Here is a 12,963-nt window from a genome sequence, read left to right as displayed (position 1 = left end):
TTCACGCGTAGGTTTTTAATTTCCTTCCAGGGGGAAGGACAGATTGACAATTGGATTGAGCATCCTGAAAGGCTGCAGTTCGGATAGCCGGTTGGTTGCGAGGTTTTGGGAGCTACCACCGGGAAAAGGTTCGTTCTCTCCATTTCTCCCCGCTTCGCCCGCGCCCCAGCGGGGCGCGGGCGAAGCGGGGAGTGACAAGGAGGTGGCCTTTAGGTCCGGTGGTAGGCCCAAAGCGGCCAACCGACCGGCTATCCGAACCGCAACGCTTCGCGGTGCAAAACCAAAAACCGACACGTGAAAGCAATCCTTTCAGCCTAAAGTTTTCACTTCCTGGCTGGTTTCAACGTCTGTTCAAAAAGCTTCAAAATCCGTTTGTATTCGTCAGCCCAGCTTGTGCTTTCGACAAAGCTGTGGTCTTCGACCGGGTAGACAGCCAGTTCCCAGTTTTCTTTCCGCAATTCGATCAGCCGTTGGGCGAGTCGGACCGAATCCTGAAAATGCACATTCAGATCCACCATGCCATGGCAAATGAGCAAATGTCCTTTCAAGCCTTCAGCGAAGTAAATCGGAGAACTCCGGCGATAGGCTTCGGGGTCATCCTGGGGTGAATTGAGAATGTTTGACGTGTATTCGTGATTGTAATGCGCCCAGTCCGTCACCGGACGCAACGCCGCACCTGAGGCAAACACGTCCGGCTGGGTAAAGAGTGCCATCAACGTAATAAATCCGCCGTAACTTCCGCCATAGATACCGATTCGCTTGGCATCCACGCCGTGGGCAGAAACAAGCCAGCGGGCCGCATCCACCTGATCATCAAGGTCTTTTCCACCCATATGCCGATAGATGCCGGTGCGCCAGTCACGTCCGTACCCAGCCGAGGCACGATAATCAACATCAAGTACCGTGTATCCTTTTTCCATCAACAAATGATGGAACATAAATTCACGATAGTAATATGACCAGTATTTGTGGGCGTTCTGCAAATACCCGGCCCCGTGGACGAAAATCACTGCCGGGCCACCTTTGACGGCGGTTTTCGGTTTGTACAAACGGGCATACACCGTGGCTCGGTCCCGGGCTTGAAATGTTACAATCGGTGGATCAATCCAGGGATAGGCAAGCCATTCAGCCGTTGGCGAAGTGGTCACTTGTTTGGCTTCAGCGCCAGCCTGATTTGGTTGGAGATATACTTCCGGTGGGCGGTTGGTATAGGACCGAATCAGCGCCAGCATCGTGCCGTCTGGTGAAACCGATGCCAGATTTGATCCAGGCAGAGTGGAAAGTTTGGTCCGGGTGCCACCTTCGAGCGGCATCGAATAAAAATGGATTTCCCCAGGATGAACTTCATTTGAAGTGAAATACCACCTAGTTTTGTCTTCCGAAATCTGGACGTTATCCACTTCAAACTGGCCGCTGGTCAATTGTTTGGGTTGTCCGCCAGCGGCTGGAATCGTGTAGAGATGGGCATAACCGTCGCGTTCCCATTCAAAGTACAAGTTCTGATTGTCAGGGAGCCAGCCAAGGGTTGATACTCCTGGGCCATCCACCCAGGCATCGTCGTGGATTGTGTGGAGAATATTGATTTTGGCGGTTGCCGGGTCCAGCGTCGTCACCCACTGGTCTTTGTTGTCAAACGCCCGCAATTGCAACGCAGCTTTTGATCCATCTTCGGACCAAAATACAGAACCGTAATACACATCACGATCAATGGTTTGCGGTTCACCGGCAGGCTCTTTTCCGGCTTCGGGTTTTGGCTTTTTGGTGGTTTTTAAACCGTGCTCGACAAACTTCACATCGCCAGTGGCCAGTGTCACCACGGCCATTTTGTAGCGGGTTTGAAGGTCGCCGACATTGTTCCGGGTTGGCGCCAGCTCCGTATAAGCCGACTCGGTTACAAAAAATGGAACATTGGCAATTTTGGACCGCGAAGGTTCTTCGGTAAAACTCGCCAGGATGTATTTTTGGTCTGGAGTGAGTTCGAGGCTTTGCAGTGAAAGATTGCCTGGAATGGTAAACGGCTTGAGCGGAAGCCGTTCTTTGGCTTTGGCTTCGCGTTCTTCACGTTTTTTGGCTCGTTGCCGGACTATTTCCAGCAGCGTTTTTTCTTCCTGCTTCAGAAATTCCTGGCTGTCCGTCCCTTTTTCCTTTTCATCGGGACCGGGCCTGGAACGAAAATTCGAAAGCTGCTGGAGGGTGCCACTTTCAAGCGAAAGCAAAAAGAGATTGCCGTCCCGGGTAAAGAAAATGTGCTTTTGATCAACCGTAAAGTGTGGATTTGATTCAGGTTCAGTGGTTTTGGTCAATTGTGTTGACCGGCCATTGAGGTGGTTGTAGAGGAACAGGTCGCCATAGCGATCAAAAACAGAAAACTCTTTATTCTTCGAAAGGTCTGCCGTGATGGGCGGTGCATTTTTGACATCAACTTCGCTCATTCGTTGCAGATTGCTTCCATCCCGATTGACCACAAAGGTATCCGGGTCTTTTTCTCGCGGTTCACCAGGTTCTTTCCAACTGAAATAGACATTCTGGCTGTCACGCGACCAGCGAACCTGGGTTGGTGTCGTTCCCACCAGTTCCGGTCCGCGCATGATGTTGTCAATCGTCAATGCAAAGGCTGGTTTGGAGGCAGTTTCCTTTTCCTTTTGCGCAAAGGCTGGGACTGGTGTCAGCGGAAGCAACATCAAGCCGGCCAGTCCGAACCCCAACCATTGGCGAAGATGACGATACGGTGTGTTGTTTTCAAAACGCAATGGCTTTCCCTCTCTTCTTGTAGTGAATTCTATGAAATGGACAATCTGAAATGTGTGCGACGGAGACTGGAATTATGAAGGATGAAGGATGAAATATGAAGGGCTATAGATCTTCATATTTCATCCTTCATCCTTCCTACTGCCAGCCCAGGCGTTCTTTGAGCGAAGTGATATGTGCCAGATGGTGGCGGCTGTGCCAGCCATACAAAGCCGTCATTTTATGAAGGTTCAACGGGCCCATTTCAGGATGCAGCAGGGTTCGGTCAAAGTCTTCGGGGGATCGGGTTTTCAGCAGGTTGACCAGTCGCGCATGCAGTGCGTCGAGCAGTTGGAGTGAAATTTCCACCGGGAAGCTTTTCCCATCTGGAAACTCGGCCCAGAGTGCTTCGGCATAAGGCTTGATCGTCGGCTCATGTTCGGTGAGCGCGAGTTTGAATCGGATGTAGCTGTTGACATGACTATCAGCCACGTGATGGATCACCTGCCGGATTGTCCAGCCGTCAGGGCGATAGGGCGTATCAAGCTGCTCATCAGTTAAACCCGCCACAGCGTCGCGGAGCTTTTGCGGCAGGCTGGCAATGTCTTCTATCGCAGCCTCCCGGTCGGCGTCAGAGTAATCGTTGCGTTCAAACGGGAATTTTCCCACCGGATAGCGAAGGTCGGTCATAAGGTGTCTCCGAAATAATACCAGTTTGTAGTCAGTAGTCAGTAGTCAGTAGTCAGTAGTTCACTAAGTTTATTTGAATGAATAGCTTGACTGTTTTCTGATACGACCGCTTCATTCCAAAATGGTATAACAGGTAGAGGTTCTTTTCAATTTTGTGAGCGGCCTGGCATGAAACGGCGCAACATAATCCAGCCCCAACCAGCAAGGCAACCAGTGGAAGCGGCTTACTCAACACAGCAACCTCAGGATGCTCAATCCAAACCTTAATCTGTCCTGCAGGCGCACCAGGATAAGGAAAATAGCCTGTGGTTTTGATCATTTTACGACGCCCGTGGCGGGCTGGGACCTTGATCTGGTTATAACCGTGGGCTTCGCACCACGGCTATTAAACAACGACCCTTCGGGCCTCAAATCCTTCCCTTGATGCACATGAGACTTCCAAAACTCCACTTGGGCCATTGGCTGGCATGTGTTTCGCAGGTTAAACCACTGGATTTCCCCACGATCTCTTCGTGAACTACTGATGCCAGTTAAGAGTTGAAGCCGTTTTGGTTCTTAGCCCAGGAACTGGGTGCCGGCTCGTAGCCCAGGGCGAGTCTTCGAGCCCTGGGAATTCGGGTCATTCCCCACTGATGCGAATGAAGGGTTGAAATTGAGATTTCAAAATCAACAACTTACAGACAGCAGATTGAACGTCTGAAATTTGAGATTTTGATAAGCCCTTTGTTTTCAACGAACAATTTTTTCAACTCTTAACTGGCATTACTGACGACTGACGACTGACTAATTTGACATTTAACATTCTTAACGTTCTTTTTGCTTTGCCCTAACAACTCCCGCGTTGAAATCAGATAGGATGACACCCTCCTCGATCACCGGAAACCGCCAGAACCAAAAGAAGCAAGGAAGAGAGCACCATGATTTCAGTCCATGAATTTTCCAAATCTATCCAGCGTACGCGTTTTTTCCGGTGGAAGCTGGCCGTCGTGGTTTTTTTGATGGTGACGGTGGTTTTATGTTTCAACCCAATCAATGGATATTTCCTCCTGACCGATGCCGATGACAAAGCCACCCGGATTGCCATCGGCGTCCAGGGGTTACCGAGTCTGGCCGGCGTCGGAGACTTTAACGGCGATCATCACCCGGATGTGCTTCTGGTTGGAAGCGGCGCCGATGATGGCCATCAGGTTGATTTTTGGTCAGTGAGGTTTGGTGATGGCAAAGGCGGGTTTGTGCTTGAAAGCGAGTTTCGGACCATGGCCGATGCCACGTCGCTGGCGATTGGGGATTTTACCGGGGATGGGAAAGACGATTATGCCGTGACCTATACCACGACCCTGTTTCTGGCAATCCACGCCAGTAACGGTGAGGGGATATTTCCATTTCTCAATGGCGTGGAACTCGACAGTTTTCCAGTTGGGTTGGGAACTGCAGATTTCAACCAGGACCAAAAACTGGATCTGGTTGTGCTTGAAGCTGGGTTTGGGGCCGGCAGCAACGTTGCGATTCTCCTGGGAAACGGAGATGGTGGATTTCAGAACCCCCAACGGATTGCAGTTGGACGCGGGTCACGTTCGCTGGTCATTGCCGACATCAACGGCGACCAGCATCCAGACATTGCCACCGCCAATGCCGGATCCAATGATGTTTCCTTGCTCATCAACACCACGATTCAACCGGCAGCCAGAACCCTTGTTTTTGACCAGACAACCATTGAAAACATCGGAAACTCACCCGCGACCATCGCTGCCGGAAATTTTAATCAGGATGGAATACCGGACCTGGTCGTTGGGACAACCAACGGCGTGATGTTCCTGGCTGGGACTGGAAATGGGTCGTTTGCCGAAGCCCAAACTGTCCTCTCGGGAAAAAAAGTACAAAGTGGCCAACTGTATGTAAATTCAGGAGATTTTAACGGAGATGGAATCACGGATGTGGTGGTGTCTCCGTTTGGAAATCGCGCTTCGAAAATTGTGATTTTGTTTGGGAGTGCGTCAAAACCACTCCAGCAGAAACTCAAACTGACGGCTGGAAACAATCCGCTCCAGGTCGTGACGGGAAATATTGATGGCAACCATCAGACGGATTTGATTGTTTTCAACCGCCAGCCACAGCAAGTCACAGTGGTGTTGAATGTGTAGAGTTCTGTCCAAAAGATAAATGTCCCCTTTTCTCCATCCTGCAAAGCCCCAGGGAAAATGACTTATGTCACAGCCCTGGGGCTCAAGTGTTTATAGACTCCCCTTTTGAAGCGGAAAGAGTTGATCAGGCCGATGTGATTTCCTGCTTTGAAAATCTGAGTTCCAGCAGTGAGCAGTTTTCAGCTTTTGGGCGCGAATAAATCCACACTACCCTTGACGGGCTGGGAATTTTTCCTGAATTCTTCCTTAAAGTTGCATCCAGCAAGCAACTTTAAAGCCTGTTTTGGGGAAAAATCAGCTTTGGAACAGTGATTGCAGACAGGAAAATCAATTCCCAGCAAGCTCTGTAAAAAATCTCCAGGCAAAGGAAAAACGGTATGCGAATTCTCATCTTCAGTCCGTAGCATATACCCCCAAAGCATTCAATCCGTTGACTGACCTCGAAATTGAGACAGTGACCTGGAAGTGATCCCATCTTAACCGAAAACGGAAAACCACATTGGTACAGATAGGTGCTTATGAAATTCACGACCCGACTAACCAGGCTCACCAAAACCAAGCTGATTGTGATCAGCGTCATTCTTGGACTGGCGACAGGGCTCGGCTCTTATACTTTTATTTACGCCAAGGGCTATTCCTATTTGACCAACGATCCGAACGCCTGTGCCAACTGTCATATCATGCAGGAACAGTTTGACGGCTGGGTGAAATCCAGCCATCGCAACGCCGCGACCTGCAATGATTGTCACACTCCATCCGGTTTTGTGGCCAAATATGCCAACAAAGCGTCAAATGGATTCTGGCATTCATTTGGCTTTACCACCGGTTGGTTTCACGAACCGATTCAAATTAAGCCGCATAACCGTGAAATTACCGAAAATGCCTGCCGAAAATGCCACACCAGCATTGTGGAAGCAATTGAGCCGCACGGACTTCCACAAAATCAATTAGATTGCCTGCAGTGTCATCGCAACGTCGGACACCTGCACTGACTTCGGGTTCCGGGAAAGCAAAATCAAAAAGGACATAAAGGACGAAAGAGACGAAAAGGACAAAAATTCAAAAACCCTGAACCCTGAACCCCGAACCCTGAACCCCAAACCCTGAACCCTGAGTAAACATATGGCTGAACACACACACACACCACAAACGCCAAAAACACTTCTTTCAAAAAACAGAGGCATGCTCATCCTGGGGACAGTTATTGTAACCGCCCTGGTCACGATTGGGCTGACGGCGCTGCTGGTCAACATCTTTGAGCGGAAGCAGGAAGCCAGAAACCCGTTTTTCACCGTGGTTCCACTCACTGACGAAACCGAAGATCCAGCCATTTGGGGCAAGAATTTTCCGCTCCAATATGACGATTATAAAAAGACGGTGGACCAGGAACGGACGCGATTTGGGGGCAGCGAAGCCATTCCAAAAACACCCACCCAGGTTGACCCGCGCTCGATTGTCGCTCAGTCAAAACTCGAAGAAGATCCACGACTCAAAGCCATGTGGGCTGGTTATGCGTTTTCCAAAGACTTTCGCGAAGAACGCGGTCACGCCTATATGCTTGATGATCAAAGCTTTACCGAACGCCAGCAAGTTGTGAAACAACCAGGTACCTGCGCTCAATGCCATGCCTCGGTGTATGTTCCTTACAAACGGCTGGGCAAAGGAGATTTAACCAAAGGCTTTGAGATCATGAACCAGATGCCCTACACGGAAGCCCGGAAGGAATTTAAGCATCCGGTTGCCTGTATTGACTGCCACGATTCGCAAACAATGCAGCTTCGCGTCACCCGTCCAGGGTTTATGGAAGGAATCGCTGCTTACAAAGCGTCACAAGGAATTCAAAACTATGACGTGAACAAAATGGCCACCCGTCAGGAAATGCGAACCTTTGTCTGCGGTCAATGCCACGTTGAGTATTACTTTAAAGGACCGGAAAAACGGCTGGTCTATCCATGGGCCAAAGGTCTCAAGGTTGAAAATATTCTCGCCTATTATGACGAAGCCAAATTTAAGGACTGGACGCACGCCGATACCGGCGCTCTGACCTTGAAAGCCCAGCATCCAGAGTTTGAATTGTGGAATCAGGGCATTCACGCCAGATCCGGTGTTTCCTGTGCTGACTGCCATATGCCGTACAAACGGGTCGGCGCCATGAAAATCAGCGACCACCACGTCCGCAGTCCATTGCTCAATATCAATAATGCCTGCCAGACGTGTCACAAATGGCCGGAAGCTGAATTAAAAGCTCGGGTTGAGACGATTCAGGAACGAACCTATCAACTCAGAAACCTGGCGATGGATGCCTTAATGGATCTCATTAACGACATCAAAGCGGCCAAAGCTGCTGGCAAGACTGATGCCGATCTGGCCCTGGCTCAGGATTTCCAACGCCGGGGACAGTTCTACCTGGATTTTGTCGAAGCTGAAAACTCGACCGGATTCCACGCCCCACAGGAAGCCGCCCGGATTTTGGGCGAATCCATTAATTTCTTGCGCAAAGGACAGTTGGCCGTCCGCGATCCGAAAGCACTGACACCGCCAACACCGCCAACAACCCAAACGGCACAAGCAACGAAATAGGGTTCAGGGTTCAGGGTTCAGGGTTTGAAAACTGGGTTTCGGGGAAACAAGCAAAAGAACAACGATCACGAAAAGATACTCAATTCGAAGAACCCCGAACGAACCCCGAACCCCGAACCCCGAACCCCGAACCCCGAACCCCGAACCCCGAACCCTGAACCCCGAACCCTGAACCCTGAACCCTAAATCAGTATGAAACCTGAAAAACTGAAAGCCATTGCCTGGGGAGTTGTCGTCACACTGTTGTTGACAGGGATGATTGTGGTTGGTTCGCGGAACCTGACCCATTTTGATGCCGCGCTGGTTGGCTACACGTTTGCCGTTCTGTTTGCGACCTTCGGGTTGACCTACCGGTATTCGATGTGGCTGCAACGCCCGCCGACCGCCATGTATTGGAAACGCGGCTGGCAGGTGTTTTTTCGCCCTCAGTATCTGATTCACAATGCCATCCACTGGGTGAAAAAGGTCAGTTCTGATTTTGCATTCAATCAATTTATTTTTCGTCGAGGCAAAGCGCGCTGGGGTGCGCACTGGTTCATTATGTGGGGATGTGTGCTGGCAATCGCCATCACCTTCCCCCTTGTTTTTGGGTGGATTCATTTTGAAACCGTCCCTGAAAACCTGGAATGGTATCGAACCTTTGTTTTCGGCTTCCCGACCTTTTCCTTTCCAGTCCATTCCTTGTTTGGTTTCCTGATCTTTCACGGATTGGTGTGGGCCTCGTTTGCCGTGATTTTAGGCGTCATGCTCGCCATGCGCCGCCGGATGCGTGACCACGGCGCGGCGGCCATCCAGCAATTTGGTGAAGATTTTCTGCCGCTGATCCTTTTGTTTTCAGTCAGCGTCACAGGATTGATGCTGACCGCCAGTTATTCGTGGATGAAAGGCTATGGCTATGAATTTTTGGCGATACTGCATGCCATCACCGTTATTTTCACCTTGCTTTGGCTTCCGTTTGGTAAATTTTTCCACATTTTTCAACGCCCGGCCCAGCTTGGGGTCAGCTTTTACAAAGAAATCGGCCAGCTTGAAGAACAGGCGCAATGTCGTCGGTGCGGTGAAGCCTTCGCCTCAAAAATGCATGTCCAGGATTTAATCCAGGTTCAGCAGCAACTGGGGTTCACGTACGAAATTGACTCGGAAGTTGAGCATTATCAATGGATTTGCCCGGCCTGCCGAAGACGAATGCTGGCCATTGCGCAAGGGCAGGTCTGGAAAAACCAGGGCTGAGCCCTGGTTTTAGTGATTCAGTCAAATAAACTTAGTGAACTACTGGCTACTGACTACTGACTACAAACTGATATTACAGAAGACTTATGGCTAAACTCCCTGTTACGCTCGAACAACTTACCGAATCATTTGGTCCACATCTGGCCCGGAGTACAGGAAATCGCCTGGAAACCGGCATTGAACCGGATTCAGTGGTCAAAACACACTGTTGTTTTTGCGGACAGCAGTGTGGGATTCAGCTCAAAGTGAAAGACAATCAGGTGATTGGCTTCGAACCGTGGGAAGACTTTCCCTTCAACCGTGGGATGTTATGCCCCAAGGGCGTGAAGCGGTATTTGCAGGGAGCACATCCAGATCGGTTAGTGACGGCGCTCAAACGGGATCCATCACATCCGTCGGGGTTTAGCCCGATGCCATATGCCGAGGCGATTGACCGGGTGGCAACCGAAATCAAGCGCATTCAGGCTGTTCACGGTCGAGACGCCTTTGCGCTGCTCAGTGGTGCCAGCCTGACGACTGAAAAAGCCTACTTGATGGGAAAATTTGCTCGTGTCGCGCTCAAAACCGCCAATATTGATTATAACGGGCGGCTCTGTATGGTCAGCGCCGGGGCAGGCAATAAAAAAGCTTTTGGGATTGATCGAGCCGCCAATCCGTGGTCCGATATGTTGAAAACCGATGTGGTCTGGATCAGTGGTGCCAACGTGGCCGAATGCGCCCCCATCACGACCAACTACGTCTGGCAGGCCCGCGAACACGGCGCCAAAATCATCGTGGTTGACCCACGGATCACGCCGGTTGCCCGAACTTGCGACCTGTTCCTGCCAATCAAACCTGGTCGGGATATTGCGCTGTTTAATGGCATTCTTCATTTAATGATTGAAAATGACTGGCTTGACCACGATTTCATTCAAAACTCAACCGTTGGGTTCGAAGCCGTTGCCGAACACGTCAAACAATGGACGCCTAAATTCACTGCTAAAGTCACCGGGATTGCCGAAAAATCAATTCGTCAGGCAGCGGAATGGTGGGGCACCGCCAAAACCAGTTTTCTGATGCATGCCCGTGGGATCGAGCACCACAGCCACGGTGTTCAAAACGTCCTCGGTGCCATCAACATTGTGCTGGCTTCAGGCCGAATCGGGCGCGAAAACTGTGGATATGCCACCATTACCGGCCAGGGCAATGGCCAGGGAGGACGCGAGCACGGCCAGAAATGCGATCAACTTCCTGGCGGACGTGATATCAGCAACCCCGAACATCGCGCCTATATCGCCAAAGTCTGGGACGTTTCACCAGATGACCTTCCCCAGGCTGGCGTTGATGCCTATGAAATTTTTCGCAAAATTGACAAGGGTGAAATCCGTGGCTTGCTGTCACTTTGTTTCAACCCCAAGGTTTCTCTGCCAGACAATGCATTTGTCACCAAAGCGCTCGAAAAACTTGAATTTTATGTGGCGATTGACTTTTTCCTGAATGAAACGGCGCATCACGCTGATATCGTGCTCCCTGGTTCGCTCCATGAAGAAGATGAAGGGATCGTCACTCAAATTGAAGGCCGGGTTATCAAAATCAACAAGGTGATTGACCCACCGGGCGAAGCCCGCCAGGACTGGCGCATCATCCAGGATATTGCCCGCCAAATGGGAGCGGAAAAAGGCTTTACCTTTGCCAGCCCACAGGAAATGCTGGATGAACTCAGAATTGCTTCCAAAGGCGGCGTGGCGGATTATTCAGGCATTACCTATGAAAAAGTGGAGCGTCAGCACGGGGTATTTTGGCCCTGTCCGAGCGATGACCACCCTGGAACCCCACGGCTTTTTGAACCTGGCTCGTGGAATCCGATTGCCAAAGGTACCGGGCCGTTTTACTTCCCAGACGGGAAAGCCCGGTTCGTCGTCGCTGGGTACACACCGCCGACCGAAGATGTTGATACCGAATATCCAATCATTCTGACCACGGGCCGGGTAATCAGTCATTTTCTTTCTGGCTCGCAAACCCGACGAATTGGCCCCCTGGTTGATCAATACCCGGAACCACGAGTTGAAATGCACCCCCGGCTGGCCGAAAAACTGGGCATCGCCAATGGTGATTTAACCACTGTCGAATCACGTCGTGGCAATTGCACACTCAAAGCCCACGTTGTAACCACGATTCGGCCTGATACGGTGTTTATTCCCTATCACTGGGCTGGCCGGCAAAGCGCCAACCAGCTCACCATTTCCGCCCAGGATCCAATTTCTAAAATCCCGGAATACAAGGTCTGTGCGGTGAAAGTGTTTAAAGCCAGGGATTAGGGTTCCGGGTTCCGGGTCTTCGAATTTTTGTCCTTTATGTCCCGTTCGCCCTTTATGTCCTTTTGTTTAAACCTCTGAATCCTAAACCCTAACCAAGGATTGCCTATGCCAGTGCCCGAACACATGGAATTTTTCATTGATCCGAATCGCTGTATCGGATGTCAATCGTGCGTCCAGGCGTGTGGTGAATGCGATACCCACAAAGGACACCCGATGATCCACCTCGAATATGTTGACCGGGCGATCTCGGTTCAGACCACGCCGGTCGTGTGTATGCACTGCAACACGCCGACCTGTGCTGAAGTCTGTCCGGCTGATGCGATCAAGGTAACCGAAGATGGCGTGGTTCAAACCGCACGCAAGCCCCGGTGTATTGCCTGTAGCAACTGTGTTCTGGCCTGTCCGTTTGGCGTCCCGAAAATGAAGACCGAGTTTGAACTGATGATGAAGTGCGATATGTGTTACGACCGGACATCAGTTGGGAAAAAGCCAATGTGTGCCACCGTATGCCCAAGTCAGGCGCTGTTTTTCGGTACACGTGAGGAAATCGAACAGATTCGACCGCGGTCAGTTTCCAATAACCGCTTTCAGTTTGGACAGCAGGTGATTACCACCAAGGTCAACATGCTGTTTCCCAAAGATAATCCAATCCAGCATCTGAATGTGACCGACGCCATGAATGAACAACCGGTTGATCAGAGCTTCACGCTTGAAATGCTGATGGACGCGATTGGCATTTGACACAGATGACAGGGGGACAAGGTGACAAAGTGACAAGGTGACAAAGTGACAAGGTGACAAAGTGACAGGGGGGACAAGGGGGCATAAGCGCCAGGATAAGGATTTCAGGCCCGCAGGGTCGTCGTGTAATAGCCGTGGTGCGAAGCCCACGGTCACAGCCCACAACGAGACCCAAGCCCGACAAGGGCGTCATTCAATACCAACGGAAAGGACACGAGGTTTCTTATCCTGGCACTTATGTGGACACGAGGACACGGGACAAGGTGAAAAAGTATTCTCAATTTCTTCATTCGAAAAAGGTTAGATATTTATGCCGAAAGTTGACATCGAAACACTCACGACAGCACCGGATGGCCGGCCCGAAATTGAGCAGCCGCAATGGCGACAGGATTTTCCGATTGCTGTCCCGCAAGATAATTAGAGCGTGTCGCAGAACTCAATCTGTAAAAATCCAACCGGGTTTATTGAGAAGTTGGTGGGGTTGGAAGAGAAGTTGACCATCGATCTTTGACAAATAGACTGAGGAGAACTCAAGCGAGGGCAGTCGCGGATGAGCG

The 12,963-nt window shown here is 50.7% G+C and carries 8 protein-coding genes; 6 read left to right on the top strand and 2 right to left on the bottom strand.

What is annotated here, in order from left to right; translation table 11 throughout:
* Positions 1–323 precede the first annotated feature (323 nt).
* Positions 324–2,681: a prolyl oligopeptidase family serine peptidase gene (locus HY774_25840; GenBank protein ID MBI4751922.1), complete on the bottom strand. Its 2,358-nt coding sequence runs from the start codon at positions 2,679–2,681 to the stop codon at positions 324–326.
* A 205-nt stretch (positions 2,682–2,886) separates the two neighbouring features.
* Entirely contained in the window at positions 2,887–3,417 is a 531-nt protein-coding gene (locus HY774_25835) for a putative metal-dependent hydrolase (GenBank protein MBI4751921.1), read from the bottom strand.
* Between the two features lie 917 nt (positions 3,418–4,334).
* On the opposite strand from HY774_25835, the gene HY774_25830 reads away from it, so the two are divergent.
* The 6 genes from HY774_25830 (at position 4,335) to HY774_25805 (ending at position 12,406) form a co-directional block, all read left to right on the top strand.
* Positions 4,335–5,558 carry a VCBS repeat-containing protein gene (locus HY774_25830; GenBank protein MBI4751920.1) on the top strand — a complete coding sequence of 408 codons (1,224 nt, stop codon included), beginning with the start codon at positions 4,335–4,337 and terminating at the stop codon, positions 5,556–5,558.
* A gap of 518 nt (positions 5,559–6,076) precedes the next feature.
* Positions 6,077–6,550: a cytochrome c nitrite reductase small subunit gene (nrfH, locus tag HY774_25825; protein MBI4751919.1), complete on the top strand. Its 474-nt coding sequence runs from the start codon at positions 6,077–6,079 to the stop codon at positions 6,548–6,550.
* A 190-nt stretch (positions 6,551–6,740) separates the two neighbouring features.
* The gene (locus HY774_25820) at positions 6,741–8,138 is read left to right on the top strand and encodes an ammonia-forming cytochrome c nitrite reductase subunit c552 (GenBank protein MBI4751918.1); all 1,398 of its coding nucleotides are present in this window, start codon (positions 6,741–6,743) and stop codon (positions 8,136–8,138) included.
* A 192-nt stretch (positions 8,139–8,330) separates the two neighbouring features.
* Positions 8,331–9,368 (top strand): MFS transporter, encoded by a 1,038-nt coding sequence (locus tag HY774_25815; protein MBI4751917.1) that lies wholly within the window; start codon positions 8,331–8,333, stop codon positions 9,366–9,368.
* 86 nt (positions 9,369–9,454) lie between these two features.
* Entirely contained in the window at positions 9,455–11,665 is a 2,211-nt protein-coding gene (locus HY774_25810) for a molybdopterin oxidoreductase family protein (protein ID MBI4751916.1), read from the top strand.
* 105 nt (positions 11,666–11,770) lie between these two features.
* Positions 11,771–12,406: a 4Fe-4S binding protein gene (locus tag HY774_25805; GenBank protein ID MBI4751915.1), complete on the top strand. Its 636-nt coding sequence runs from the start codon at positions 11,771–11,773 to the stop codon at positions 12,404–12,406.
* Positions 12,407–12,963 lie beyond the last annotated feature (557 nt).

This window comes from Acidobacteriota bacterium (genome assembly GCA_016208495.1).
Lineage (GTDB): Bacteria > Acidobacteriota > Blastocatellia > Chloracidobacteriales > Chloracidobacteriaceae > JACQXX01.
Note: the sequence above shows the minus strand (reverse complement) of the source record. Positions and strands in the feature narration are given on the sequence as shown.